Below are 26,090 nucleotides of genomic sequence, written 5' to 3'. Positions count from 1 at the left end.
AGGGATAGATTTGCTGGGCACGATTTTGCTCTATGAAAAAAATTCAGGCTTGATGCAAGTCAAACTGCTTTGTTTTAGTGCTTGGCAACGGTGATTTTTATTACAACCACCCCATTCCTTGGATGAAAATGCCGTCATTATCGCCATCCATCAGTGATCTGGATCAGCCGTACTCGCTACTCTGGTGATTTTAACTCCAAGATTATACGTAGTTTTCTTTCAAAAAAATGAGAAATGCCTCTCTTTTTGGGTATTGCCCATAAAGTTTTTAAGTTTTTTATCAAAACAGTTTAATGATAACTATTATCACGATGACATATCGAGGTTAGGCATCAAAAAAGTAATGCGAATATAGCCATGACAGATTGGGCCCGTCTCCCACACATGGGCAAAAGGAGATGTCGATCACAGGGTTGAGGGTCTCGAAAGGGGATTATAACCGTTGAAACAAAAAGGGTTTATAAAAAAAAGGGGCCTGAACGGCCCCTTTCTTCCCATGGTCGATCAGATGCGGAACATGCCGACCTGATTATTCAATTCACCTGAAATATTTTTAAGCTGGGCCGACAGATTGCGGGAGCTGTCCGCATCCACTGCCAGCTCGTCCGAGACATCCTTGACCGCCTGGATGTTGCGGCTCACCTCGTCGGTGACGGCACGCTGTTCCTCGGCGGCGCTGGAGATCTGGGTCGCCATGTCGGAGATCTGGTTGATGGAGGTGGTGATCTGCTCCAGCGCCTGGGTCGCATCGTTGGCATCTTCCACGCTGTTCTGGGCCAGCAACTGACCCTCGTGCATGGTACTGACGGCGCCCTGGGTGTTGCGCTGCAGGGTCTCGATCATGCTGCGGATCTCGACGGTGGAGCTGTGGGTGCGCTGGGAAAGCACCCGCACCTCGTCGGCCACCACGGCAAAGCCGCGTCCCTGCTCGCCAGCCCGGGCGGCCTCGATGGCGGCGTTGAGCGCCAGCAGGTTGGTCTGCTCGGCGATGCCCTGGATGGTGGAGAGGATGGTGTTGATTTCCTGGGCGTTCTTCTCCAGTTCCTGAATGATGCCGGAGGCCTGCTTGACCTGGGTGGCGAGATCCGTGATGGAGCGCTGGTTGCGGGCAATCACCTGCTTGCCGTGCTCGCAACTGCTGGAGGAGCTGCGGGCCGCTTCCGCGGTCTGCTCGGCGTTGCTGGCCACTTCGACGGCGGTGGCGGACATCTCGTGTACTGCGGTCGCAATCTGGGAGATCTCGTTTTGCTGGCGGGCCAGCCCCTGGTTGGATTTCTCCGCCATGTCGTGGGAAGACCTGGCCTGCTGGTTGAGCTGGGTGGAGGAGTTGGAGATGTCCTGCACCATGACGTGGATGCGCTCGATGAAGGTGTTGACGTGCTTGGCGACGGTACCGACCTCGTCTTCACGCTCGATCTTGATGCGACGGGTGAGATCGCCGTTGCCGCGGGAGAGATCGGCAATTGCCTCGCCCAGGGTTTTCAGCGGCGCCAGGGAGCCGTTGATGGCGACATAGGAGAAGCCCGCCACGATGAGGATGGTCAGCAATCCCTGGATGAGGGCGGAGGTGACCATGCGGGAGACGGACTGGTAGGCGACCGCTTCGTCCACCACGATGCCGAAATACCAGTTGGTGTTGGGGATCTCGGTGAGGTCGAACACGCTCGCCTTGCCGCTGATATCCATCTCGGAGATGGTGTTGTCATGGGCCAGCTCGTTGACCTTGGCTGCCGTCAGTTCCGGGGAGATGGCGGTGGCGGGTTTGAGGGTCAGATCCTTGTCCGGGTGGGCGATGATGGTGCCGTTGCTGTCCACCAGAATGGCATAGGTGCCTTCCGAGTTCATGGCGAGCACGTCTTTCACCAGGCCGTCGATGGAGACGTCACCGGCGATGACGCCGTCGGTGTTGCCGCGACTGAAGGGCTCGGCGATGGTGATGATGAGCTGGCCCGTGGTGATGTCGGCATAGGGAGCCGTGATGGCGAGCTTGCCGGCGGCCATGGCGTCTTTGTACCAGGGGCGCTGGCGCGGATCATAGCCGGCCGGCAGATCGGTCGGCTTGCTCTGGATCATCCGGCCATCCTTGGTGCCCACGTAGACGAGATCGAAGTTGCCCGCATTCATGGACTGGGCCAGGTGGCTGAGGGGCTCGTCTTCCTTGGCGAAGGCTTCCTTGGTGGCGGTGACGAGATTGATGCGGGCGTCGAGCCAGCGGGAGATCCCCTTGACGTTGGCGACCGAGCTGTCGTCGATGAAGCTCCAGATCAGCCGCTGGGTTTCACTGCGCAACTGGGAGGTGTTGTACCAGACCTGCAGGCCGGTGATGACCAGAATGATGGCCCCGATGGAGAGGACCAGCTTGTTCTTGATGGATAGGTTCATGTTTACATCCTTGTGAGCGTCAGTCAGAGATCCATGGTGTTTGTTATTGTTATGAGCCAACTCTGTATCGGCTGGCTATGGACTTTATGTATCCCGGTGCACCGCATTTTTTCAATTCTTTTCACCTCCTTGTGGCCTGCCAGGGCGCGCCGATACTCAGCTGAATCGATCTGGCCGGTTGGTGAAGATGCCATCGACACCCATGCTGGCGAGGGCGATCCCATCACTCACTTCGTCGACTGTATAGACCAGGATCTTGAGCCCCCGGCGATGGGCATCCGCCACCAGGGTCTCGTCGACGAAATCCACGTCGCAGTTCAGTGACCAGGCCCCCAGCGTCTCGGCGAAGGCGGCGCCGTCGAGGGGCAGGCTGGCCGTGAGGGCGCCGATCCTGATTTCCGGTCGCAGTCCCTTGAAGCGTAACAGCTCGGGATGATGAAAGGAGGAAACGATCCAGTGCGCCTGGGTAAAGCCAAGCTCGGCCTCGGCCCGCCTGGTCAGGGCGGCCACCGGCTCGGCGGTGTGGGCGCCCTTTAGCTCGATGTGCAGTTCGCAGCGCCCCGCCACCAGTGCCATCACCTGCCACAGGGTCGGGATCCGCTTCCCGTCCCCCGCATCCAGGCTCGCCAGGTACTCCCGGGATTGCCCGGTCAGCACACCCTGGCCGTTGGTGCAGCGCTCCAGCCGCCGGTCGTGGAAGACCCAGAGCTCTCCGTCGGCCCACTGCACGTCCAGTTCGATGGCTTTGGCACCCAGATCCAGCGCCAGGCTCATCGCCTTGAGGGTATTCTCCGGGGCTAGGCCGCTGGCACCGCGATGGGCAATGATCTGCATGATGGCTCCTGTTGTCGTCTTTGGGGGCTTCATCCCCGGCTCATCCGGATGTCGATCTGCTGATGTGGCAGATGCATGCCGACCTGGCCGAGTTTCTCCAGGATCAGGGAATGCACCTCGTGTGTAATGGGCATCCGGTGATCCATGTTGTTGACGTAGAGCCGGATCTCGTAGATGAGGGCCGAGTCGGTGAACTCGATGAGGAACACCTCCGGGGCGGGCGTATCCAGCACCAGGGTGGACTCGCGCACGCTCTGCTCCAGCAGTTGCTGTACCTGCTTGGGATTCTGGGTCAGGCCGATGCGAATGCGCAAGCGGACCCGGGTGATGGCATCGGACAGGGACCAGTTGATGAACTGCTCGGTGATGAAGGCCTTGTTGGGGACGATGATCTCCTTCCTGTCCCAGTCCACTATGGTGGTGGCGCGGGTCTTGATCTTGGTGACGGTGCCGGTGAGATCCCGGATGGTGACGGTGTCACCCAGGCGGATCGGTTTTTCGAACAGGATGATGAGGCCGGAGACGAAGTTGGCGAAGATCTCCTGCAACCCGAAGCCCAGCCCCACGGAGAGTGCCGCCACCAGCCACTGGGTCTTGGACCAGTCGATGCCGAGCATGGAGAAGCCGGTGAGAGCGCCAATCAGCAGTACCAGGTACTTGCTCACCGTGGTGAGGGCGAAGCCGGTGCCGGGGGAGAGGCTCAGGTGCTGGAGCAGGGTGAGCTCCATCAACCCTGGCAGGTTGCGGGCGGTGACCACCGTCAGGATGAAGGCGAAGACGGTCAGCATCAGATCCTGCAGGGTGATGGCGGAGAGCTGCTCGATGCCGGCCACCTTGCTGCTCACCTGCCACACCTCGATGCTGCTGAGGAAGCTGAATGCCGAGTTGAGATCCGACCATTGCACCACCACCAGCATGGTGAAGCCCAGCATCAGCAGGGTGCGCACCAGGCCGAGGGACTGGGCGCTGATGGTATCCAGATCCAGTTCGGGCTCCTCCACCACATCGGGGATCTCGGAGCTGAGATCGTCCTCTTCCCGCTCCCGCTGCGCCAGGATCTCGGCCCGCTTCTGCTTGGCGCGATCGAAGGCGAGTCGGCGGCGCTGGATCAGCATCCAGCGGTGGGCCAGATAGTAGACGAGCAGGCAGCCGAGCCCCGCCAGCAGGCTCAGCTCCAGCTGGCGCAGCAGGGTGCGGGAGGTGTAGAAGTAGCCGAACAGGGCGCCCAACACAGCCAGCAGCGGGGCCAGCATCAGGCTGTTCCAGATGAAGTGGTGCAGCAGATGGGGCTTGGTCATGTCTGCCTGACCCCAGGTGAGGGGCAGTTTTTCCCGGTTGAGGCGGGCAAAGAAGAGCAGCAGCCAGAGGGCCCCGATGATGAAGGCGAGGCGTCCCAGGGAGTCGTAGAAGGCGTGCTCCTGATAGCTGCTCGCCATGCCCTGTACGAAGAAGCTCGGGATCAGCACCAGCAGCAGGGTACGAAACTGTCCCCACACTCGCTGCACCCGCTCCTTTTGCCAGCGGAAGTGGAGGATGAGGATCCCCTTCTCCAGGGTGAGGTGGCGCGCCACCAGCAGGGCCAGCAGCAGGAACCAGATTTCACCCAGGCCCCGGGCCACCGCCACCGCGAAGGGATATTGCCAGGCGCCGTCCAGCAGGCCGTGCACCATGAGCACCATGGCGGGCAGCGGCAGGGCGGCGAGCACGGAGCGCACCAGCAACCGGCTGGTGAGGCTGAACTTGTCCTGGGTTACCTTGCCGATGCGCGGGGCAATGTACTGGCTGTATTGAATGAGGTGGCGGGCCAGTTTCAGCCAGCACCAGGCCAGCCCCAGCAGCCCGAGGCCAGCCAGGGTCAGGCTCAGGGGGTTGTTCTCGGCGATGGCCCTGGGCAGTTGCAGCCAGTTGGCCGGGTTGAAGGCAAGGCCGAGGGCGGCCGGGACGCCGAGCAGCACCGCCGGGCTCAGGGGGCGCACGTCCGGCATCCAGAACAGATGGCTGGCGCTGAGTTCGCGGATCTCGTCGATCTTGCTGTTCTGACGGCTGTAGAGCAGCTTGAGGCGGGTCTGCTCCTGAATGAGGGTGTCGGAGGCATCGTTGAGCCGGGTCAGCAGTTGCCGCCTTGCCTTGAGCAGGTTGTCCAGCACGGCGCGCTGGGCCCTGTCCAGGGTGATGCCGTCTCCACTGAGCAGGCTGTTGCGCAGCTGGACCGGATCCTTCAGGGCATCCTGCTCGGTCTCGTACTGGTATTTGGCCATACGCGCCTTGACGATGGCGGACTCCAGCCGCTCCAGCGGGAAGTAGGCGGGCAGATCGGCCAGCTTGCTGCGCAGGTTCTCGCCGTAGGCGTTGCTTATCTGCAACCACTCCAGCTGTTCGCGCACCGAATTGACCAGCTCGTTGAGCCCGGAGAGGGAGGTGTCCACCCCCCGTTGCTCGTCCTGCACCCGTTCAATCTGGTCCTCGAGAGCCCCCAGTTGGAGGGAGAGGGCCTGGTTTTGCTGCTGTTGCTCCTGCAAGAGGGGGAGGTCAGAGGTGAGCTGGCGGCGCAGGCGTTCGCTCTCGGCCAGGGCCTGCTCGGTCTTGTCCCGGCGCAGCTGGTTCTGCTGGGCAAGCAGACTGGTCTGCCACTCATCCTCGTCGGTGATGGCGAGGTTGAGCTCCTGCAGCTTGAGCTTGCCCAGATCGTTGCGCTGCTGGGCGGAGAGCTGCTCCAGCTCCAGCATCTGGATCCGGTCGGAGAGGCTCTGCTCTTTGAGTCGGGTGGCCAGTTGCTGGGCCTCCTGCAACCTGTCCGACTCGTTGCTGAAGCTCAGGCGATCGAGCAGGGAGCGGGTCTGGAGCAACTGCTTGCGCAACTCGTCGACCCGCAGGTGATACTCCTGGCCCGTGCTCTCAAGCTGGTTGAGGCTGTCGGTCACCGCCTGACGCTCCTTGCGCAGGTTGAGCTGGCGGTTGCTGCTCAGGCTGATGGCCTGGCGCAGGGCATCCTCCTTGAGGGAGGAGAGGGACGGGCGGGACTGGGGCTGATAGTTGTGCAGCCCCTCCTTGAGACGGGCGGACTCCTTTGGGTAGTCGATGAGGATCTGCTGGTAGGCCTTGCCCTGTTCCCGGTAGCGCTGGGCATCCCGGGCATATTGCAGCGCCTGCTGGTAGCTCTCCCGCAGTTGCTGGTTTTCCGGGGTATCCGTCTTGGGGATGCTTTGCAGCAGCTCCTCTACCTGAGTGATGGCATCATCAGCCTGGACAGCGGAGAAGGGGAACAGGCTGAGACAGAGCATCAGACAGAGCAGGCGTTGCAACATGGCGCACGTTTCCGTTCAGGAGAAGTCGCCCTAGCCTAAAGCAGGGGCCGGGGCGGGTAAAGCCCTCAAGATGAATGATCCACGGCACAAATAACGGGTGATCCGGGTCTTGTTTGGCTATTATTCTGGCCGTTCCCCTTCATTGAGCAATTTATGTCCTCCGTCGATCTGGGCACGGCCCCCCTTTCCCGCCTCTTCTTGCGTTACGTCACCCCCACGGTGGCCGCCATGCTGGTCACCGGCATCTATGTCACCATAGACGGCATCTTCGTCGGCCATATCCTGGGCCAGGACGGGCTGGCCGGCATGATGCTGGCGTACCCCATCTGCGCCGTGCTCTACGCGGTGGGTGCCCTGATCGGCATGGGATCCTCGTCGCTGGCCTCCTTCTATCTGGGCAAGGGGGAGCAGGCCAGGGCGCGCCACATCGTCGGCAATGCCCTGGTGATGGTGCTCATCGCCTCCGCGCTGCTCGCCTTCATTGGCATTCGTTACGGCGAGGCCATGCTTGTCTGGATGGGGGCGCAGGGGGTCATCTTCGACGCAGGCTTTGCCTATCTGCAGTGGTACGCCTGGCTCGGGGTGTTCGCGGTGCTCTCCATGGCCTTTACCGCCCTGCTGCGCAACGACGGGCGACCCGGCCTCACCACCTGGATCCTGGTGGGGGGCGGCGTGCTCAACGTGCTGCTCGACTACCTGCTGATGGCGGTGATCCCCTGGGGGCTGGCGGGGGCCGCCATCGCGACCATGCTCTCCCAGGCGGTCACCGGGGGCCTGTGCCTGTGGCACTTCTTCACCCCCCGCAGCCAGTTGCGCATTCGCTGGGACACCCTGGTGCCCGACTGGCGGCTGATGGGGGAGACGCTGCGACTCGGGGTGTCGAGTTTTCTGATGTACCTCTACCTCTCGGTGGTGCTGGCGCTGCACAACAAGGCGCTGCTCTCGGTGGGCACTTCGCTGCACGTGGCCGCCTATGGGGTCATCAGCTACAGCGAGGCCTTCTTCTATCTCATCTTCGAGGGGATCGCCATGGGCATCCAGCCTATCGCCAGCTTCAATGCCGGGGCGGGCAACTGGGCACGGGTGCTGCGGGTACGCAACCTGGCATTGGGAGTGACCATGGCGGTGGCACTGTGCGGGATGATCCCGCTGTATCTGTGGCCGGAGGCAGTGGTTTATCTGTTTGCGGGGGACAATGCTGCCCTGTTGCCGGTGGCCAGCCTCGGTATCTGGCTCTACTTCTGGGGACTGCCCATGGAAGGCTTGCTGCTGGTGGGGGCCACCTATTTCCAGGCCATCAACCGGGCCCGCATCGCTTCCCTGCTCACCGGCGGCAAGCTGGTGCTGATCGGCGGTTTCCTGTGGGGCTTCTCCTCCCTGTGGGGAGTGGCCGGTGTCTGGCTGGCGCTGCCCACTTGCAGCACTCTGCTGGTCCTGATGATGTGGCGGGCGATGAACAGGGAGGGGCGCCAGCACAGCGCTGCCTGAGATGTGGTCATGCGTCCATGAAAAAGGCAGCCTTGGCTGCCTTTTTCATTTTGAGTGCCCCTGCCTGTGGGCGGCAGGTCGCCGGCCTCAGGGCTTGAAGGCGCCGATAAAGATGGCGGGGTCGACGCGGGCGTCGTTGAGGCTGACGTTCCAGTGCATGTGGGGACCGGTGGCGCGGCCGGTGGCGCCGACCCGGCCGACGATGCCGCCGCGGGGCAGGCTCTGGCCCAGCTTCACGTCCACCTTCGACATGTGACAGAACATGCTGATGAGGCCCTGGCCGTGGTCGACGAACACCGTATTGCCGTTGAAGAAGTAGTTGCCGATGAGGATGACCTTGCCAGCGGCTGGTGCCTTGATGGGAGTGCCGGCTCCGACCGCGAAGTCGAGGCCGGAGTGGGGGTTGCGCTCCTCGCCGTTGAAGAAGCGGCGCAGCCCGAAGGGGCTGGAGAGCGGGCCCTGGACCGGCTTGTCAAACAGCAGGTTGCTCGGCTGAGCCGGGCTGAAGGTCTGGTAGGCGCGGGTCTGTTCGGCAAGCTCCCGGTTGATGCGGGTCATGTCTTCGGCCAGCGGATTGACCTGGCGGCTGTTCTTGAGCTTGATGTGCTGCTCACGGTAGTGCTTGGTGCCGACCGTGAAACTCAAGGTGCGGCCATCGCTGGTGGTCACCTGATGGGGGCCGGGTGCGCTCTTGAGCGGGATGCCGACGATGGCGATCCACGTCTTCCCGTCTTCCTGTACCACCAGCACAGGCTTGTCCTGATAGCGCACTGCGGGCGCCTTGGCCCCGCTTCCCAGTGGTACCACGGCCACGCCCCCCGGCACCGGGTGGTTGAGCAGGCGGCTGATAAACCCCGGTTCGGCGTGAAGCGCAGGGCTGCCGAGCAGCAGGAGAAGAAAGAAGAGGCGGCGCATGATGGCTCCATCGGATCAGGGGGAAAGCAAGAGGGGGGAGATGATGCCACATTCTGGCGGTGCTGTCCGTCAACCGTGGCCGATAAACTCATCGGCTGCGGCCCAGAAGGACGCAACGGACACGCCATTGCAGCGAGGTGAATGCTCTGGTTGCGGGTGCCCGCCTTCCCTTCGACCTTGCCAGCCTGAGCAGGGGCCGCTGCGCTACCGCATCTTGGGGGCGCTCGCGAGCGACAACAGCTTCACCACCAGCCAGGCCGGGTCGCGGTGGGCATGGCCGGACAGGTGCCCTGACCCCTATTCCATTCGATACCGCCATCGCGGTACCCTACTCGGCGGCGACCCAGGCCACCGACTACAAGGTGAGGCTCTACCCGACCCGGCTGCCGGGCCAGGTAGTACGCACCGGCCCCTACACCGGCACCATCATGGTAACGGTGAGCGTGCCCTGAGGAGACGCCGCTTCGCCCCTATTTTTCGACGAGGTCAATGATGAACAGTGACAGGGCCCTGCGCCACGAACCCAAACGCTATGGCATAGGACAGGGCTGGATCTGGATCCGCACCGGATTCGACATCTTCAACAAGGGGATGGGTGCCAGCGTGGCCATGATAGTGCTCTGGTTTGTGGTAGGCATCGTGCTGGATCAGCTGCCGGCGGGGGGCTTGATCTCCCAGTTGCTCTACATGGTGTGGGGGGCTGGCTGGGTGGCGGTGGCGCGGCGGGGTCACCATGGCGAGGCGCTGCAATTTGGCGACTTCTTTGCCGGTTTCCGCCATCGGTTGACCCCCTTGATGCTGGGGGGCCTGATGGTGCTCGGCCTCATCATGGGGATCCTGATGATCTGCGTGTTCCTGCTGCACCAGTGGGGACTCACCGGCCTGTTGTCCGCGGATCCGGGCTCCCTGGCGCTGACCCCGGAGCAGGCACAGGGCTTCCTCGTCTGCGCCCTGGTGGGATTGGCACTGTTCGTTCCCGTGCTGATGGCCATCACCTTCGCCCCCGCCCTTATCCTCTTCCATCAGGTCGGGGTCTGGCAGGCAGCCAGGCTCAGCTTCAAGGGATGTCTGCGCAACATGTGGCCCTTCCTCTGGTGGGGGCTGCTCGGGGCCGTGCTGATCTTCTTTGGCGCACTCCTGATGCTGGTGGGCCTGCTGGTGGTGCTGCCTGCCATCAACTACTCCATCTATGCCGCCTATCACGACATCTATCTGGAGGATCAGGAGGCCGAGGAGGGAGAGACCCCGGTCAAGGCATTCGGTTTCGAAGCCTGACCGGGCACAGGATGGAGCAAAGAGGGGCCGCGAGGCCCCTTTTTTGTGCGGCTAGCAGGGATCAGAGAGAGGGAGGGGCTTCCTGCCACAGGGGATCGTCCGCCATCCGCTCCACGAGAAAGTCGAGGAAGCTGCGCAGCAGGGGGGACATCTGTTTGCGGGTGCCATAAACGGCATAGACGCCGAGGCGCTTGGGCTGCCAGGGGGTGAGCAGGGGGACCAGGGCGCCGCTTGCCAGATGGGGGTGAACCGAGTAGGCGGGTTGCAGGCTGATCCCCGCCCCGTCCAGGGTGGCGGCCAGCAGCAGGTTGGAGATGTTGGCGCTGAGGTTGCCGCTCACCGGGACGGATTCGGGACCATCGGGCCCCAGAAACTCCCACAGGCTCTTGCCGAAATAGGTGTAGGTGAGGCAGTTGTGCAGTGCCAGGTCCTGTACCTGCTGCGGCGGAGCATGGCGGGCCAGGTAGGCGGGGCTGGCGCACACCACCGAGTGGCAGGTGCCGAGCCTGCGGGCCACCAGGTTGGGATCGAGGTCGTTGGTGATGCGCAGGGCGAGATCGATTCGCTCCTCCACCAGATTGACCGTCCGGTCCAGCAGCAGGATGTCGATCGCCGTGCCGGGGTAACGGGCCAGGTAGTCGTTCGCCGCCCCGACCAGCAGGGCTTCGGAGAGAGAGTAGCTGCTGGTGATGCGCAGTTGCCCCTTGGGGGCCTCGTCATGGCGGATGGCCAGGTGCTCCATCTCTTCCCCCAGGGCCAGCATGGCTCTGGCCCGGTTCAGCGCCTCTTCTCCCGGCCCGGTCAGGCTCAGCCGGCGGGTGGTGCGGTGCAGCAATCTGGCCCCCATCCAGCGTTCCAGCTCGGCCAGGTAGCGCGACACCATGGCGCGGGACATCTCCAGTTTCTCCCCGGCGCCGCTCAGGCTGCCCTGTTCCACCACGCAGACGAAGACCCGCAATGCGGTCAGCCTATCCATCTTGTGCCCCTATATGCTCGATTTGTGCAACAGTGATGCGCCTATTATGCGGTATTTGTATCGATGGTGATGCAATAAACTGCGCTCATTCCATTAATCCACACCGATGAGCGTTATCTGATGAACAACACACTGCGTACCCTGACCCTGACCAGCCTCCTGATGACGGGTTCCGCCCTGGCGGCCCCCCTGACCGTGACCGTCTACAACCCCGGCGAGAAGGCCATCTTCCCCGTCTCCTCCTCACTGGTAGCCGGTGACAAAGAGGCCATCCTGATCGATGCCCAGTTCGACGTGCAACATGGTCAGGCGCTGGTGGACATGATCAAGAAGAGCGGCAAGAAGCTGACCACTGTCTATATCAGTGCCGGTGACCCCGACTTCTACTTCGGTCTGGAACCCGTCATGGCGGCGTTCCCGGATGTCAAAGTGCTGGCCGACCAGCATGTGGTCGACCATATCAAGCAGACCAAGGATGCCAAGCTGAGCTACTGGGGCCCGATCCTGGGCAAGGATGCACCCAAGAGCCTGACCGTGCCGCAAGTGATGACGGCCAGCCACCTGACGCTGGATGGCGAGAAGATTGAAATCAAAGAGATGAACACCTCGAATGCCTACCTCTGGGCTCCTTCCATCAAGACGGCCTTTGGTGGTGTGCCGGTCTACAGCGGCGTGCACGTCTGGATGGCGGACAGCCAGTCCAAGGCCGCTCGCAGCAACTGGGTCAAGGCGCTGAACAAGCTGCTGGCCCTGAAACCCGAGCGTGTGGTGCCGGGTCACTTCCTGGGGACTGCGCCCAAGGGTACCGAAGCCGTGACCTTCACCCGTGACTACGTGCAGCGTTTTGAGCAGGAGCTGGCCAAAGCCAAGCACTCCGGCCAGCTGATTGAAGCGCTGAAGAAGGCTTACCCCTCCCTGCCGGTCGACGATGGCCTGGCCATCGGTGCCAAGGTCAATACTGGCGAGATGAAGTGGTAACTCCCTGACGCCTACTTCCCTGTGTTTTTTTACCGGGCCCGAGTGCCCGGTTTTTTATCCAGCCTTGAAGCGAGAATGATGATGAACGAAGCGCAAACAACCCTCCATTATGTCTATGACCCCCTCTGTGGCTGGTGCTATGGCGCCGCCCCCCTGCTGAAAGCCGCTGCCGAGATCCCGGGCCTTCGCATCGAACTGCATGGGGGGGGGCTCTGGATGGGCGCCAGGCGCCAGACCATGGGCCAGCCCCTGCGGGACTATGTGCGCCCCCATGACGAGCGCATCCACGCCCTCACCGGACAGCGCTTTGGTGAGCGCTACTTCAACGAGCTCCTGCTCAACGAGTCACTGCTCCTTGACTCCGAGCCGCCCATTCGCGCCGTTCTGGCGGTGAGCGAGCTTGGCGGCGACGGCCTTGCCTTGTTGCACCGCATTCAGGAGACCCACTACCGGGATGGGGAATGGGTCGGTTCCCCGACGCGGCTGGCGGCGCTCGCGCGGGAGCAGGGGCTGACACCGGAAGCATTCGCCCTGGCCTTTGGTCGGGTCGATCTTGTGGGCCATCTGGCCACAAGCCAGGCGTGGCTGCGCCGGCTCGGCGGGCAGGGGTTCCCGACCCTGGGATTGATGCAAGGGGAGCGCGTCGTTGCGCTGCCTGTCTCCTCCTATCTGGGAGAGCCATCGGCGTTCGCGGATCACATCGTGTCACTGATGGGGTGAGTCTCTCGCCCATCGCCTTCGGCTTGTCAAAGGAGAGGGAGAGGGCAGACCCGTCTGTGCGCCTCCCTTGTCCCCCGCACCGTTCTTGTGCATGCTATCGGCCTCATTGAACGGCAGGATGCAGTACCTATGAACCTTCGCGATCTCGAATATCTGGTAGCGCTGGAAGAGGAGAAACACTTTCGCAAGGCGGCGGAGCGCTGCTTTGTCAGCCAGCCGACCCTGAGTGGCCAGCTGCGCAAGCTGGAAGATGAACTGGGAGTGATCCTCATCGAGCGCACCTCCCGCAAGGTGCTGTTCACGCCCGCCGGCGATGCCATGGCCCGTCAGGCGCGCAAGGTGCTCAAAGAGGCGCGAGAGCTCAAGAGCATAGGCCAGCACTTCGCCGAGCCCATGTCCGGCGAGATCCACATCGGTTTCATTCCCACCGTGGGCCCCTACCTGCTGCCCCACATCATCCAGGATCTGCGTGAACACTTCCCCAAGCTGGAGTTCTACCTCTACGAAGATCAGACCCAGGTGCTGCTCAAGCGGCTGGAGGAGGGGGAGCTGGATTGCCTCGTGCTGGCGGAGCTGGAAGGGATGGAGGGGTTTGGCGCCATCCCCCTCTATCAGGAGCCCATGTGGCTGGCCGTGCCTCAGCATCACCCGGAGGCGAGCGCCAAGGCGGTGCCCCTGCACAATCTCAAGGGCAAGAAATTGCTGATGCTGGCCGACGGTCACTGCCTGCGGGATCAGGCGATGGGTTTCTGTTTTGCCGCGGGCATCGGTGAGGATCAGCGCTTCAAGGGTACCAGTCTGGAGACCTTGCGCAACATGGTCGCCGCTGGCAGCGGCATGACGCTGGTGCCCAGGCTCGCCGTGCCCGCCAACCCGGAGGAGGGGGGCGTCAGCTATCGCCCGGTGATCAACCCCGTGCCGGGGCGCACCATCTCCCTGCTCTATCGTCACTACTCGGTTCGCCGCCCCTGCTTCAATGAGCTGGCGGCCCGCATCTCGAGTCTGATGAAAGCCCTGCTGGGCTGACGCAGCCCGCTCGTCATCCCGAAACAAAACCGGCGCCTGGGCGCCGGTTTTGTTGTTTCCAGGGGGACCTAGAAGATGTCGTCGGTGGAGACGGGACCGTCTGTGGTCGCATCGTCACCGCCATACACCTGGTTGCCATCGGAGATCTGGCTCGCGTAGCGGGTGGGCTCTGTGCCCTCTTTGAAGAACTCTTCTGTGGTACTGCCATCGGCGCGATTGGTCAGCAGACCGGTTTCACGATCGATGCGGACCTGCATGATCCCTTCGGGGACCGGCATCTTGCGCTCGGGCACCTGGTGCAGAGCCGTCTTCATGAAGTCAATCCAGATGGGCTGGGCGGCACCGCCGCCAAACTCGGCCCGGCCCAGACCGCGCTGGTGGTTGTCAAAACCGATCCAGGAGGTGGCCACCAGATTCGGGGTATAGCCGGAGAACCAGGCATCCCGGGATTCGTTGGTGGTCCCCGTCTTGCCCGAGATGTCGTGACGCTTGAGGTCACGGGCTGCCCGCCAGCCGGTACCACGCCAGCCATTGCCACCCCAGATGGCGGTGGTCAGGGTGTCGGTGATGAGGAAGGCGCTCTGGGCACTGATGGTCTGCGGTGCCATGTTGTTGGGCACGACAGGATCGATGGGGCACTGGGCCTTCCAGTCTGCCGTGGTATTGGCATAGGCATCCGCGCTGTCGAGACCGGCGGCGGCCAGCACGCCGCAGTCGCGGCAGGCGGCGGCCGGGTTGGCCTCGAAGAGGGGAGTGCCGAAGCTGTCGGTCACTTCGGTGATGAAGTAGGGGGTGACCTGGAAGCCGCCATTGGCCAGCACCGAGTAGCCACGCACCACTTCCAGCGGGGTAAACTCCGCCGCACCCAGCGCCAGGGATTCGTTGGCGGAAATGTGATCACGGGCGAAGCCGAAGCGGGTCAGGCCGTCGATATAGGTATCCAGCCCGATGGCGCGCATCAGCCGGACCGACATCACGTTCTTGGACTTGGCAAGACCGAGGCGCAAGGTGGTCGGCCCTTCATAGATGGCGGGCGAGTTCTTGGGCTGCCACATGGGGCCCTTGGCAGGATCCCACTGGTTGATCGGTGCATCGTTGATGAGGGACGCCAGGGTATAGCCCTGCTCCAGCGCGGTGGCATAGAGGAAAGGCTTGATGTTGGAGCCGACCTGACGACGGGCCTGATCGACCCGGTTGAACTTGGAGAGCTCGAAGCTGAAGCCGCCGACCAGGGCCTCGATGGCGCCGTCTTGCGGGTTCATGGCCACCAGGGCGGCGTTGACGTCGGGGATCTGGGAGAGCAGCAACTCTTCCCCTTTCTCCCTGACCCAGATCTGGGCGCCGACTTTGAGTACATCCCGCGCCGATTTCGGGGCAAAACCCTGGCGATCGTCGGTGATGAAGGCGCGCGCCCACTTGATGCCATTCCAGCCCAGTTCGGCCTGTTTGCCATTCTTGAGCACCAGGGTGGCGCTCTTGTCGCCGAGCTGGGTGACCACGGCGGCCATCAGGGGCTGATAGGTCGGCTGCTTGGCCAGATGGGCCATGATCTGCTCGTAGTCCCAGGCCGTTTCACCGGCTTTCCACAGCAAGGCGGTCGGGCCACGGTAGCCGTGGCGGGTGTCGTAGTCGAAGACACCGTCCAGCAGCGCTTGATGGGCGGCGCGCTGACGCTTGGCGGTGACGGTGGTGTAGACGTGCAGCCCCATGGTGTAGGCATCTTCACCAAACTGCTCCACCATCTTCTGGCGTACCATCTCGCTCAGATAAGGGGCGTTCAGCGTAGTTTCGGCACCGTGAAAACGGGCCTTGACCGGCATCTTGGAGGCTTCGTCATACTGGGCCTGGGTGATCTTGCCGGTTTCCAGCATGCGACCCAGTACCACGTTGCGGCGAGCGAAGGCGCGCTCCGGGGAGCGGATCGGGTTCAGCATGGAGGGGGCCTTGGGGAGACCCGCGATGATGGCGATCTCGTCCAGGGTCAGATCCTTGACCTCCTTGCCGAAGTAGACCTGGGCGGCCGCGCCGACCCCGAATGCCCGGTAGCCGAGGGGGATCTTGTTGAGATAGAGGGTGAGGATCTCGTCCTTGGAGAGGTTCTGCTCGATACGCCAGGCGAGGAATACTTCCTTGATCTTGCGTACAAGAGTCTTCTCGTTGCTCAGGAAGAAGTTGCGGGCCACCTGCTGGGTAATGGTACTGGCGCCCTGACGCGCCTGGCCGGAGACGGCCCAGACGGTGGCGGCACGGATGATGCCGATGGGGTCAATGCCCGGGTGCTCATAGAAGCGGGCATCTTCGGTGGCGAGTACGGCATCGATCATGGACTGGGGAATTTCGTCCAGCCGCAGGGGGATGCGACGAATTTCGCCAAACTGGGAGATCAATTCCCCGTCCCGGCTGTAGACCTTCATGGGGGTAGCCAGTTTGACATCGCGCAGGGCGCTGACGTCCGGCAACTGGGGCTTGATGTAGAAGTAGATGCCGATGAGGCTGGCAACGCCCAGCACAGCACCCAGCATCATGACAATAAACAGGCGAACGAGCCATTTCAGCATGGAAGAACTACCAATCGTCTTAAAATTAGCCAACGGGCGCAGAGTATAGCCTTTTTACCCTCGCGGATTCGAGGTTTTCCTGTCCGCAAACAGGCGACCCCGAGAAGAGGCGGGAGGGTAGCACTCTAGGGCACAATTACCAAGGGGGCCGCAATCAAGGCCGAAAGGAGAGGGGCGTCAACTTTTGACATAAACTTTATGACATTGATAGATAGAGCATTATATTGAGTTAAGCCGTCACATCATGACGCGCTGTCCTACAATAAGTCCGAAAACCCAATAACGCATGGATGTGTATATGTTTGGGCTATTAAGTAAGGGATCCCTCGTCTCCATGGCGGGCATTGATTTTGGCAGTCAAACCATCAAGGCCGTCACCATCAGCGGACGTCCCGGCAAGGTGCACCTCGGCTCGGTTGCCGAGATCCCCATGCCAAGAGGAACGCTGGTCGACTATCAACTTCAGGACATTGAACGGGTCAGTCAGTCTCTCAAGTCGCTCAAGCGGCTCGTGCAAGGGGATTGCCAGAACGTGGCCACGGCCGTGACCGGTTCCAACGTCATCACCAAGATCATTCAGGTCGATACCAACATCAACGAGAGTGAGCTGGAGAACCAGGTTCACCTGGAGGCTGAGCAGCTCATCCCCTTTCCCCTTGATGAAGTGAGCCTGGATTTTGAAATCCTCGGCATGGCGGGCGACAACGGGCGTCAGGAGGTCCTGCTCAGTGCCGCGCGGACCGAGAGCGTCAGTGGCCGGGTCAGTGCCCTGACGGAGGCAGGCATGACGACCATGGTGGTGGATGTGGGGGCCCATGCGCTCGGACGCGCCGTGCTGGCCTGCCTGCCCGACCTGCAAACCTCGGAGAAACCGGTTGGCATCGTCGACATCGGTGCCAGCGCCCTGACTTTCGCCGCCCTGCTACGGGGCCAGGTCATCTATTCCCGGTTGCAGAATTTTGGTGGTGATCAATACAGCCAGGCATTGGCCTCTTTTTACAGCATGAGTATGGAAGAAGCGGAACTGGCCAAGCTCCAGGGCTCCCTGCCTGCGGATCATGAGGTGGATGTCCTGTTGCCTCACCTCAGCACCCTGGTGTTGCAGATACGGCGCAACGTGCAGCTGTTTTGCAGCTCTTCGGGGAACAAGGAGCTCTCCAGGCTGGTGCTGACCGGAGGGGGGAGCCTGCTGCCGGGGCTGGCCGGACAAATCGGCAGCGAGCTCAACTGCGAGGTGCTGCATCCCGATCCCTTTGCACTCTTTGGCAAGCCGCAGGGAGAGGGGGGGCTGACTCATGGAGCCAAGTACATGACGGCGCTCGGGCTGGCACTGAGGAGCTTCACACCATGTCAAATATAAACCTTCTGCCCTGGCGGCAGGCTCGGGCGCAGCGTCAGAAGAAACAATTCGGCATCCTGTTCGGTCTGTTCCTGGCGGGGACGGCAGCCATCGCCTTTGCTGCAGACTGGCTGGTGCAGCAGCAGATCGGTTACCAGCAGCAGCGCAATCAGCGGTTGCAGCAGGAGATGGCAACCCTGGACACCCAGCTTGGGGAGATCAGGCTTCTCAAGGAGCGGCGCAAGGAGTTGATTGACCGCATGCAACTCATCGAGCAGTTGCAGATGCGCCGCAACATCCCTGTGCGTCTGTTCAATCAGCTGCCGGTGCTGGTCCCCAACGGGGTGTATCTTGATAGCCTTGCCTTGCAAAACAACAAGATAGACGTGAAGGGAAAGACCGAAGCCTATGGCAGGGTTGCCAGCATGATGCGCCGAATCGACGGTTCCGGCTGGCTGACACAATCCCAGCTCAGCACCATTTTCACGGCCGAGGTGGCTCCCATCGCCCTGAGCCAGTTCTCCATGATGTTCCAGATTGCCACGGCGCTACCCAACGCGGCTAAGGGGCAAAAATGAACCTGCAACAACTCAACGACCTGGATCTCAATGACATTGCCCGCTGGCCGCCGATCGCCAAGGGCATCTTTGTCTTCTTCTGCTGTGCTCTGCTTGGCGGGGCACTCTATTACTACGTGATTGCCAATTCCCTGGCGGCCCTGGGTCGTGAAGCCGCAAAAGAGACCGAGCTCAAGGGACAATTCGAGAGCAAGGCCATGCTGGCCGCGAACCTGGAAGCATACAGAAAGCAGATGGTCCAGCTGGAACATCTTGTCGACACCCAGCTCAAACAGCTGCCCAACACCCACGAAGTCGCCGGTTTGCTGGATGACATCAGCTTCATTGCCACCGACAACGGTTTGACATTGAACAGGATCAACTGGGAGCCAGAGGTGAAACACGAGTTCTCCACCGAGCTGCCCATGCGCATCGAGGTCGTGGGCACCTATCACGAACTTGGCAAGTTCACGGCGGACATGGCTGCTTTGCCCCGCATCGTGATCCTGGATTCTTTCCAGCTCAGCCAGGGGAAGGGGGGTGAGCTGATCGGTATGTCCATGCAGGCCAAGACCTACAAGTACAACGGCAAAACCGTGGAGAAAAAGCCATGAGCATGAGAGCGGACGTACTTCTCTTGTCGGCGCTGCTGTTGACGGCCTGTGGGGGACAGGAGGACATGGATGAGTATGTCAAACAGACAAAGGCCAGAAAGCCGGTACCGATCGAACCTTTGCCGGAGATAAAGCCCTTCTCTCCCATGGTCTATCAACGCAGCGACCAGCGTAGTCCGTTCATTGCACCCCAGCCGGAAACCAGTTCCAGGCTGGATGCCAAGGCCAAGCCGGACTGTGCCCAGATAGTGGCCAATCGGGAAAAGGAGGTGCTGGAACGCTACTCGCTTGCCAGCCTGAGCATGAAAGGCTCCATCGGCAAGCAGGGGCAGTTGTGGGCATTGATCAAAACCCCGGACGGGCAAGCCGTGCGCGTCGGGCTCAACCAGCACATGGGGCTGGATCAGGGCAGGGTCATCAAGATAACGAACACGCATGTTGACTTGATGGAGACGGTACCGGATGGCAAAGGATGCTGGGTCACCCGAGAAACCCAGCTGGCCATGGCCAATCTCGACGCAAAACTATGATCAGGGATGAGCAGAGATGAGAACAACAATAAGAAGGATGACCGGTGTGGCGCTGCTGTGGCTGGGCGGATGCACTCAGGTGTGGGCAGTACCCGCGTTGCAGGAGGTCAAGGTGAATCCCCTGCTGGCCGATCAACTCCTGCTGGAGCTCAGCTTCAGCGAACCGGTCAGCGGTTTTACGGACAGGTTGACCTATGAACCCAATCAGCTTCTGCTGCACGTACCCGGGGCCATCGGTGCCCTGAGGGTCAATCCCCTGCCCATCAAGCAGCAAGGGGTGAACAACCTCCTGGTGGAGGGGAAGGGGCAGGGGCTCGACATCAAGATCGCCCTCGATCAGCTCACCCCCTATCAGGTCCATCAGCAGGGCAATAAATTGCTGGTGGCGCTGGGAGACAAGGCAGGGCAGCCGGTCGCTTCCTCGGCGACGCCTGTTGCAGCCAGCCAGTCTGCGCTCGTCAGAAGCCAGCCGGTGACTCAGTCTGCATTGATTGACACCCAGCGAGTTGCCCAGAACCAGTCCCAGTATCAGGCTCAGCCTGCCGTGGCTGCCACGCCTACCGTGGCTCCTTCGCCCGTTGCCCCCGGCAAGCCGGTGTTGTCCGTGTCTCAGGCAAACATGGGGGGCGCCTACTTCAACTCGGTCAAGGGCGTGGATTTTCGCCGTGGCAAGGAGGGGCAGGGGGAATTCCTCGTGACGCTGGACAACAGTTCGGCGGCGGTGGATGTCAGCAGCCGTGGTCAGAAAGTGCTGGCCAAGTTCCACGGTACCCGGGTGCCTGATGATCAGCTCAACCTCATCAATGTGCAGGACTTTGCTACCCCGGTCTCCCAGGTGGAGGTGTTCCGCCAGGGCAATGACACCCTGTTCGAGCTCTCGGTGAACGGCCAGTTTGACTACCGTTATGATCAGGCCGACAAGATGTTCATCATCGAGGTGAAAAAACGGGTGGCCACCACGGCGGCGAAGCAGTACCAGGGCAAGCCCATCTCATTGAACTTCCAGGATATTCCTGTTCGTACCGTGTTGCAGATCATCGCCGATTTCAACAATCTGAACCTGGTGACCACAGACTCGGTCTCCGGCAACATCACGCTGCGTCTCGATGGCGTGCCCTGGGAGCAGGCGCTGGACATCATCCTCAAGGTCAGAGGGCTGGACAAACGGCTGGACAACAACATCCTGCTGGTGGCGCCGGCGGACGAGATTGCCGCTCGCGAGAAACAGCAGATGGAGAGCCGCAACCAGGTGGCGGATCTCGCACCCCTCTACACCGAGTATCTGCAGATCAACTATGCCAAGGCATCGGAAGTGGCGGCCCTGCTCTCCTCCGAGAGTACCAAGCTGCTCTCCCCCAGAGGGGCGGTCAGCGTGGATGAACGTACCAACGTGCTGGTGGTCAAGGACACGGCGGATGTCATCAGCAACGTCAAGCGGATGCTGGATATCCTCGATATCCCGGTCAAGCAGGTGGTGATCGAGGCGCGCATGGTGACCATTGATGATGGTTTCGATGAGGCACTGGGGGTGCGCTGGGGTGTGACCAAGACAGACGGTCATGGCAACGGCACCTCGGGCACCATAGAGGGTAATGATGGCGCCGGAAACAATGATGGCAGTTCCACCATCACTCGTCCCAACGTAGAAGACAGACTCAACGTCAACCTGCCGGTGACCAACGCGGCCGGCACCCTGGCGTTCCAGGTTGCCCGTCTTGCCAATGGCACCCTGCTGGATCTTGAGCTCTCGGCTCTGGAAAAGGAGAGCAAGGCCGAGATCATCGCCAGTCCGCGTGTCACCACGGCCAACCAGAAGCCGGCCCTGATCGAGCAGGGGACCGAGATCCCCTATGTGGAGTCCTCTTCGAGCGGGGCGACCTCGGTCACCTTCAAGAAGGCGGTGCTGAGCCTCAAGGTCACACCGCAGATCACCCCGGACAACAGGGTGATCCTGGACTTGACCGTGACTCAGGATACCAAGGGTGAAACCGTGCCGACCGGGACCGGGGATGCGGTGTCCATCAACGCCCAGTCCATCACCACCCAGGTGTTGGTCAACAACGGTGAAACCCTGGTGCTTGGCGGCATCTATCAACAGACCATCAAGAGCGATGTCAGCAAGGTGCCGCTGCTGGGGGATATCCCCGGGTTGGGCTATCTGTTCAAGAAAACCACCAGTGAAAACAAGAAGCGTGAACTGCTGATCTTCGTGACCCCGAGGATAGTGACCGACGCCCTCTGAAAACTTTACTTGTGAGAGTAAAACACATATAACCTTACGCCCCGATGAGGCTGGGGCGTAAGGGCTGCGGTTGCCAGTCCTGGTTTCTACTGAGATAATCCCCCTCCTGATCCAACGCAAGATAAGGTTCATAGGTACCCCGGTCGAGTGTTTACCGGGGCCATACAGTTTGTAATTACTAACGAAAAGACATGGCTGAGAAACGCAATATTTTCCTGATAGGTCCCATGGGTGCGGGCAAGAGCACCATAGGTAGACATCTGGCAGAACAACTGCACATGGAGTTTTTCGACTCAGATCATGAGATTGAGCGCCGCAGTGGTGCCGATATCGGCTGGGTGTTCGATGTTGAAGGCGAAGAAGGCTTCCGGATCCGCGAAGAGAAGGTGATCGGTGAGCTCGCCGAACAGCAGGGTATCGTGCTGGCAACGGGTGGCGGTGCCATCAAGAGCCGTGAAACCCGCAACAAACTCTCCGCACGCGGCATCGTGGTCTACCTCGAAACCACCATTGAAAAGCAATTGGCGCGAACCCAGAGAGACAAGCGTCGTCCCTTGCTGCAAACCGAAGAGCCGCCCCGTGAAGTGCTTGAGCGTCTTGCGCAAGAGCGCAACGCCCTGTACGAAGAGGTTGCCGATTTTGTCATCCAGACGGATGACCAGAGTGCCAAAGTTGTCGCTAATCAAATCGTCAAGTTGATTGGTATGTAATTCATTAGAGGACGTCCATGGAAAGGTTGAAGGTCGAACTGGGTGAACGCAGCTACCCGATAGAGATAGCTGCCGGTCTGCTGCAACGCCCCGAGGTACTGGCGCAGACGATCAAGGGCAAGCGGGTCATGATAGTGACCAATACCGTGGTCGCGCCCCTGTATCTTGAACAGATCATTCAGTTGCTGTCCGGTTTTCAGGTGGAACACCTGATCCTGCCCGATGGCGAGGCCTACAAAACCCTGGCGACCTTCGAGCGGATCATGTCTGCTCTGCTGGAAACCAGCCATGGTCGTGATACCACTCTGATCGCTCTGGGGGGTGGTGTGATAGGCGATGTTGTCGGCTTTGCTGCGGCAAGCTACCAACGAGGCATTCCGTTTATTCAGGTGCCTACCACGCTGCTCTCCCAGGTTGACTCTTCCGTCGGCGGCAAGACCGCCGTCAACCATCCCCTCGGCAAGAACATGGTGGGGGCCTTCTATCAGCCCAAGCATGTGATCATCGATACCGACTGCCTCAAGACCCTGCCTGCCCGGGAATTTGCCGCCGGCATGGCCGAGGTGATCAAATACGGCATCATCTGGGATGCCGCCTTCTTCTCCTGGCTTGAAACCAACATGACTCGCCTGCAGCGCCTCGACGGTGATGCACTCTCCTATGCCATTCGCCGCTGCTGCGAGATCAAGGCCGATGTGGTCGGTCAGGACGAGACCGAGCACGGCGTGCGCGCCTTGCTGAACCTGGGACATACCTTCGGCCATGCCATCGAGGCGGAGAAGGGTTATGGCAACTGGCTGCACGGTGAAGCCGTGGCGGCGGGAACCATGCTGGCGGCCGAGACGGCCCTGGCCCGTGGCGACATGACGGCGCAAGAGGTGGCACGAGTCCGCGAGCTGCTGTTGGCCGCCGATTTGCCGGTCAAGGCACCGTCCGATATGGATTTTGCCGCCTTCATTCGCCATATGCGCCGTGACAAGAAGGTGCTGGAAGGCAAACTGAGGCTGGTGCTGCCGATCGGGATCGGACAGGCCCAGGTCGTGGCCGATGTGACAGACGAGCAATTGATGGCGGTGATCGAGTCTGGTCGTGACCACTAATAAATTGCTCAAACTGCCTTCTCAGCGGCAGTTGGTTGACCGGCTGCTGCACCTGATCGAGTTCAACCACCCCTTTGTTTTTCTCTCCGGCAAGCCAGGCAGTGGCCGTGGCACATTGTGCGAGTCGCTGCTTGCCCAACTGCCCGATGCGGTGCGGGTGGCCAGCCTCATCGGCAGCCCGTCCATGAAGATGGCGGATGTGCGCCAGTTGCTGCTGCAGCAGGTAGTGGTACGTCCCCTGTTCAACGCGCAGGATGCCCTGGCGGACAGCTTCTTTCGCATGGTGGGTGACAAGCCTGCCAGACTGCTGCTCATCATCGAACGTGCCGATACCTTGCCTGCCGAGCTGGTGGGGGAGTTGTGGGCGCTCTGTCGTCACAACGATACCCTGGCATCTCCTCATAAACTGGCCATCCTGCTCTCGGGTGATGACGCCTGGTGTCGCAACCAGAAGGCGCTCCTCAAGGGACGAGCCATGCCAGCCCTCGAGCTGGAGGTCGCGCCACTGAGCGCTCCTGAGCAACGTATCTTCTTGTATGAGAAGGCCAAAGAGCTCAAGATCCCGACAGCCCTCTTGCCCAAGCCGAAAGTGGAAGAGATCCTGAATGGGGCGGGCGGACATCCGTCAGCCATCATGCAGTTACTGGAGGATACCATGACCGACAGAAGGCCCAAGAAACGTCAGGCCGAGTTGCCCGTCAAGAAGATAGCGATCGTGCTTGCCCTGGTGGCGGGCGGGTTGCTGGCCCTGAGCTATCTGCCCCTGTTCGACAGTGCAGGCCAGGACCCCGCCCAGGCTCCGTCCCAGGGGATGGCGTTGCCCGATCCCGTCTCAAGCGATCCTGTGAACGTCGGTGCGGCGAGCGGGGCCTTGAGTACTCAGGCGAACAGTGGCGCCGCTGCCATCCCGTCAGGGAATCAGGTTGCCCGCGATTGGCAGTCCGATGCCAAGCCCTTGCCCAAGAAGGTCGAGAGCGAGACGGTCACCACGGAGTCAACCAACTATGAGGGGCGCCGGGTCGTCATCTCCGACGAAGTGGTCGAGAAATTGATGAACCAGCCGAACGTCAGCGGCGCCTTGCCCACGGCCGTGGTGGATGAGCTGGTGGGGAGCGGTTCCCGTGCGGTCCCGACCGGAACGACGGCCCAGGTCAAGAATCCGGCCCCTAACAGTGTCCCGGCCCGGACAGAGGCTCAACCGGCCAGTGGCGCGCAGACAGCGCCGGTAGCGGCCCCGGCGGCCAAGGTGGCGTTGACGCCGGTGGCGACTCTCAACAAAAAGCCGAAGAATCACTACAGCATCCAGTTGATGGGGGCGAGCAACACCAAGGCGGTAGACAGCTTTGTGGCCGAGCATGGCTTGGCGGGCAAGGTGTGGGTTTACAAGACCCGCTTCCGTGGCAGTCCCTGGTATGTGGTGGTGCAGGGAGACTACGCCAGCAGTGCCCAGGCCAAGGCGGCCATTCGCAAGCTGTCGCCTGCCTTGCTCAAGGGACAACCCTGGCCCAAGTCATTCGCCCAGATACAAAAAGAATTGAAGCAATAGCCAGCCACCCGAAGAAGGGGGTAGAATCACCCCCCTTTTTTGGGCATAGCCTTGTCAACACCGGACTTCCATGAAAAAAACACGCGCGTTTTTAAAATGGGCCGGGGGAAAATACTCCCTGGTCGAAGAGATCGCCGAGCGTTTGCCGGCCGGGCGTGTGTTGCTGGAGCCCTTCGTCGGGGCGGGATCCGTGTTTCTCAACACGGATTACGACGCTTATGTGCTCAACGACATCAATCCGGATCTCATTGGCCTCTACAACCACCTCAAGCAGCAGCCGGACAGCTTCATCAGCGAGGCCCGCAAGCTGTTCGTGGCCGAGCACAACCACAAGACCGCCTATTATCGGCTGCGTACCCAGTTCAACCAGACCGCTGCCGGGTTTGAACGGGCTCAGTTGTTCCTGTTTTTGAATCGCCATGGTTTCAACGGCTTGTGCCGTTACAACAAGAAGGGGGGGTTCAACGTTCCCTTCGGTTCCTACAAGAAACCCTACTTCCCGGAGAAAGAGCTGTGGGCGTTTGCCGAGAAGGCGCAGAAGGCGACGTTCATCTGCGAAAGCTATGCCGACGCCATGGCCCGTGCAGAGGAAGACTGGGTGATCTACTGCGATCCGCCCTATGCCCCCCTCTCCACCACGGCGAGTTTCACCACCTATTCGGCAGGCGGTTTCACCCTGGACGATCAGGCGCTGCTGGCCAGGCTGGCTCGCCACACCGCCGCCCATAAAGGGGTGCCCGTGCTCATCAGCAACCATGACATCGAATTGACCCGCGAGCTCTATCGTGGCGCCCGGCTCGACGAAATCCTGGTCAAGCGTACCATCAGCCGCAACGGCGGTGGTCGCAACAAGGTGGCCGAGCTGCTGGCGCTCTATCCGCCCGGCATCGAGCCCGAACAGGGCTATTATCCCGGTGAGGCGGAGCTGGTTGCCGTCGGCTGAGTGAACAACGGTCCCTGAGGGGGCCGTTGTCATTTCTGATGCGGCCTCTGGT

At 61.2% G+C, this 26,090-nt stretch carries 21 protein-coding genes; 15 read left to right on the top strand and 6 right to left on the bottom strand.

The annotated features are described in order from the left end of the window. Positions 1–504 precede the first annotated feature (504 nt). From AB5Y59_RS14780 to mscM, 3 genes are all read right to left on the bottom strand, one after another. On the bottom strand, positions 505–2,382 hold the full coding sequence (locus tag AB5Y59_RS14780) for a methyl-accepting chemotaxis protein (RefSeq protein ID WP_010673807.1): 1,878 nt from the start codon (positions 2,380–2,382) through the stop codon (positions 505–507). Positions 2,383–2,538: 156 nt separating this feature from the next. Next, positions 2,539–3,216: a glycerophosphodiester phosphodiesterase gene (locus tag AB5Y59_RS14775; RefSeq protein ID WP_368212244.1), complete on the bottom strand. Its 678-nt coding sequence runs from the start codon at positions 3,214–3,216 to the stop codon at positions 2,539–2,541. A gap of 29 nt (positions 3,217–3,245) precedes the next feature. Beyond that, positions 3,246–6,521, bottom strand: coding sequence for a miniconductance mechanosensitive channel MscM (gene mscM, locus AB5Y59_RS14770; protein WP_045525588.1), 3,276 nt, complete (start codon positions 6,519–6,521; stop codon positions 3,246–3,248). 153 nt (positions 6,522–6,674) lie between these two features. On the opposite strand from mscM, the gene AB5Y59_RS14765 reads away from it, so the two are divergent. Continuing rightward, a complete protein-coding gene (locus tag AB5Y59_RS14765) occupies positions 6,675–8,009 on the top strand; it encodes an MATE family efflux transporter (protein ID WP_368212243.1) in 1,335 nt (444 codons plus the stop codon). Between the two features lie 87 nt (positions 8,010–8,096). Here the strand turns inward: AB5Y59_RS14765 and AB5Y59_RS14760 are convergent, their stop codons facing one another. Then, positions 8,097–8,924, bottom strand: coding sequence for a M23 family metallopeptidase (locus tag AB5Y59_RS14760; RefSeq protein ID WP_039039573.1), 828 nt, complete (start codon positions 8,922–8,924; stop codon positions 8,097–8,099). Positions 8,925–9,061: 137 nt separating this feature from the next. On the opposite strand from AB5Y59_RS14760, the gene AB5Y59_RS14755 reads away from it, so the two are divergent. Beyond that, positions 9,062–9,376 (top strand): hypothetical protein, encoded by a 315-nt coding sequence (locus AB5Y59_RS14755; protein ID WP_368212241.1) that lies wholly within the window; start codon positions 9,062–9,064, stop codon positions 9,374–9,376. A 40-nt stretch (positions 9,377–9,416) separates the two neighbouring features. After that, a complete protein-coding gene (locus AB5Y59_RS14750) occupies positions 9,417–10,199 on the top strand; it encodes a BPSS1780 family membrane protein (protein WP_368212239.1) in 783 nt (260 codons plus the stop codon). 61 nt (positions 10,200–10,260) lie between these two features. Here AB5Y59_RS14750 and AB5Y59_RS14745 read toward each other — a convergent pair whose 3' ends face one another. Further along, complete coding sequence (locus AB5Y59_RS14745) at positions 10,261–11,175, bottom strand: LysR family transcriptional regulator (protein WP_041215629.1); 915 nt, start codon at positions 11,173–11,175, stop codon at positions 10,261–10,263. Positions 11,176–11,295: 120 nt separating this feature from the next. Here AB5Y59_RS14745 and AB5Y59_RS14740 point away from each other — a divergent pair, with 120 nt between their 5' ends. From AB5Y59_RS14740 to oxyR, 3 genes are all read left to right on the top strand, one after another. Then, complete coding sequence (locus AB5Y59_RS14740) at positions 11,296–12,153, top strand: Vmh family MBL fold metallo-hydrolase (protein ID WP_368212237.1); 858 nt, start codon at positions 11,296–11,298, stop codon at positions 12,151–12,153. 75 nt (positions 12,154–12,228) lie between these two features. Further along, positions 12,229–12,873: a DsbA family protein gene (locus AB5Y59_RS14735; RefSeq protein WP_368212235.1), complete on the top strand. Its 645-nt coding sequence runs from the start codon at positions 12,229–12,231 to the stop codon at positions 12,871–12,873. A 129-nt stretch (positions 12,874–13,002) separates the two neighbouring features. Beyond that, the gene (gene oxyR, locus AB5Y59_RS14730) at positions 13,003–13,899 is read left to right on the top strand and encodes a DNA-binding transcriptional regulator OxyR (RefSeq protein WP_010673817.1); all 897 of its coding nucleotides are present in this window, start codon (positions 13,003–13,005) and stop codon (positions 13,897–13,899) included. 68 nt (positions 13,900–13,967) lie between these two features. Here the strand turns inward: oxyR and AB5Y59_RS14725 are convergent, their stop codons facing one another. After that, positions 13,968–16,457: a penicillin-binding protein 1A gene (locus tag AB5Y59_RS14725; RefSeq protein ID WP_039039577.1), complete on the bottom strand. Its 2,490-nt coding sequence runs from the start codon at positions 16,455–16,457 to the stop codon at positions 13,968–13,970. A gap of 298 nt (positions 16,458–16,755) precedes the next feature. On the opposite strand from AB5Y59_RS14725, the gene tapM reads away from it, so the two are divergent. The 9 genes from tapM to AB5Y59_RS14680 all read left to right on the top strand — a co-directional run bounded on the left by tapM (position 16,756) and on the right by AB5Y59_RS14680 (position 26,038). After that, positions 16,756–17,817 carry a PilM family type IVa pilus assembly protein TapM gene (gene tapM, locus AB5Y59_RS14720; RefSeq protein ID WP_041212565.1) on the top strand — a complete coding sequence of 354 codons (1,062 nt, stop codon included), beginning with the start codon at positions 16,756–16,758 and terminating at the stop codon, positions 17,815–17,817. After that, positions 17,805–18,374, top strand: coding sequence for a PilN family type IV pilus biogenesis protein TapN (gene tapN, locus AB5Y59_RS14715; RefSeq protein ID WP_010673820.1), 570 nt, complete (start codon positions 17,805–17,807; stop codon positions 18,372–18,374). Before tapM ends, tapN begins: the two co-directional genes overlap by 13 nt. Continuing rightward, the gene (tapO, locus tag AB5Y59_RS14710; RefSeq protein ID WP_041212566.1) at positions 18,371–18,967 is read left to right on the top strand and encodes a PilO family type IV pilus biogenesis protein TapO; all 597 of its coding nucleotides are present in this window, start codon (positions 18,371–18,373) and stop codon (positions 18,965–18,967) included. Before tapN ends, tapO begins: the two co-directional genes overlap by 4 nt. Before the next feature lie 2 nt (positions 18,968–18,969). After that, positions 18,970–19,497 (top strand): pilus assembly protein PilP, encoded by a 528-nt coding sequence (locus AB5Y59_RS14705; protein ID WP_201984985.1) that lies wholly within the window; start codon positions 18,970–18,972, stop codon positions 19,495–19,497. Positions 19,498–19,513: 16 nt separating this feature from the next. Continuing rightward, positions 19,514–21,739 carry a type IV pilus secretin PilQ gene (locus AB5Y59_RS14700; protein WP_368212233.1) on the top strand — a complete coding sequence of 742 codons (2,226 nt, stop codon included), beginning with the start codon at positions 19,514–19,516 and terminating at the stop codon, positions 21,737–21,739. A 191-nt stretch (positions 21,740–21,930) separates the two neighbouring features. Beyond that, a complete protein-coding gene (gene aroK / locus AB5Y59_RS14695; RefSeq protein WP_010673824.1) occupies positions 21,931–22,449 on the top strand; it encodes a shikimate kinase AroK in 519 nt (172 codons plus the stop codon). A gap of 17 nt (positions 22,450–22,466) precedes the next feature. Next, the gene (gene aroB, locus AB5Y59_RS14690; RefSeq protein WP_323913724.1) at positions 22,467–23,549 is read left to right on the top strand and encodes a 3-dehydroquinate synthase; all 1,083 of its coding nucleotides are present in this window, start codon (positions 22,467–22,469) and stop codon (positions 23,547–23,549) included. Next, complete coding sequence (locus AB5Y59_RS14685) at positions 23,539–25,095, top strand: SPOR domain-containing protein (protein ID WP_368212231.1); 1,557 nt, start codon at positions 23,539–23,541, stop codon at positions 25,093–25,095. The genes aroB and AB5Y59_RS14685 overlap by 11 nt, the downstream gene beginning before the upstream one ends. Before the next feature lie 70 nt (positions 25,096–25,165). Next, positions 25,166–26,038, top strand: coding sequence for a Dam family site-specific DNA-(adenine-N6)-methyltransferase (locus AB5Y59_RS14680; protein WP_029314124.1), 873 nt, complete (start codon positions 25,166–25,168; stop codon positions 26,036–26,038). Positions 26,039–26,090 lie beyond the last annotated feature (52 nt).

The sequence above is a fragment of the Aeromonas sp. s10 genome, from assembly GCF_040907975.1.
Classification (GTDB): domain Bacteria; phylum Pseudomonadota; class Gammaproteobacteria; order Enterobacterales; family Aeromonadaceae; genus Aeromonas; species Aeromonas caviae.
The sequence above is the reverse complement of the archived record's forward strand: the minus strand, read 5'-3'. Positions and strand labels throughout refer to the sequence as shown.

Coding starts and splice junctions, on each gene's coding strand:
- AB5Y59_RS14765 (WP_368212243.1), top strand. CDS start 6,675: ATGTCCTCCGTCGATCTGGGCACGGCCCCCCTTTCCCGCCTCTTCTTG.
- AB5Y59_RS14700 (WP_368212233.1), top strand. CDS start 19,514: ATGAGAACAACAATAAGAAGGATGACCGGTGTGGCGCTGCTGTGGCTG.
- mscM (WP_045525588.1), bottom strand. CDS start 6,521: ATGTTGCAACGCCTGCTCTGTCTGATGCTCTGTCTCAGCCTGTTCCCC.
- AB5Y59_RS14745 (WP_041215629.1), bottom strand. CDS start 11,175: ATGGATAGGCTGACCGCATTGCGGGTCTTCGTCTGCGTGGTGGAACAG.
- oxyR (WP_010673817.1), top strand. CDS start 13,003: ATGAACCTTCGCGATCTCGAATATCTGGTAGCGCTGGAAGAGGAGAAA.
- AB5Y59_RS14750 (WP_368212239.1), top strand. CDS start 9,417: ATGAACAGTGACAGGGCCCTGCGCCACGAACCCAAACGCTATGGCATA.
- tapN (WP_010673820.1), top strand. CDS start 17,805: ATGTCAAATATAAACCTTCTGCCCTGGCGGCAGGCTCGGGCGCAGCGT.
- AB5Y59_RS14775 (WP_368212244.1), bottom strand. CDS start 3,216: ATGCAGATCATTGCCCATCGCGGTGCCAGCGGCCTAGCCCCGGAGAAT.
- AB5Y59_RS14740 (WP_368212237.1), top strand. CDS start 11,296: ATGAACAACACACTGCGTACCCTGACCCTGACCAGCCTCCTGATGACG.
- AB5Y59_RS14680 (WP_029314124.1), top strand. CDS start 25,166: ATGAAAAAAACACGCGCGTTTTTAAAATGGGCCGGGGGAAAATACTCC.
- tapM (WP_041212565.1), top strand. CDS start 16,756: ATGTTTGGGCTATTAAGTAAGGGATCCCTCGTCTCCATGGCGGGCATT.
- aroK (WP_010673824.1), top strand. CDS start 21,931: ATGGCTGAGAAACGCAATATTTTCCTGATAGGTCCCATGGGTGCGGGC.
- aroB (WP_323913724.1), top strand. CDS start 22,467: ATGGAAAGGTTGAAGGTCGAACTGGGTGAACGCAGCTACCCGATAGAG.
- AB5Y59_RS14760 (WP_039039573.1), bottom strand. CDS start 8,924: ATGCGCCGCCTCTTCTTTCTTCTCCTGCTGCTCGGCAGCCCTGCGCTT.
- tapO (WP_041212566.1), top strand. CDS start 18,371: ATGAACCTGCAACAACTCAACGACCTGGATCTCAATGACATTGCCCGC.
- AB5Y59_RS14705 (WP_201984985.1), top strand. CDS start 18,970: ATGAGAGCGGACGTACTTCTCTTGTCGGCGCTGCTGTTGACGGCCTGT.
- AB5Y59_RS14780 (WP_010673807.1), bottom strand. CDS start 2,382: ATGAACCTATCCATCAAGAACAAGCTGGTCCTCTCCATCGGGGCCATC.
- AB5Y59_RS14725 (WP_039039577.1), bottom strand. CDS start 16,457: ATGCTGAAATGGCTCGTTCGCCTGTTTATTGTCATGATGCTGGGTGCT.
- AB5Y59_RS14735 (WP_368212235.1), top strand. CDS start 12,229: ATGATGATGAACGAAGCGCAAACAACCCTCCATTATGTCTATGACCCC.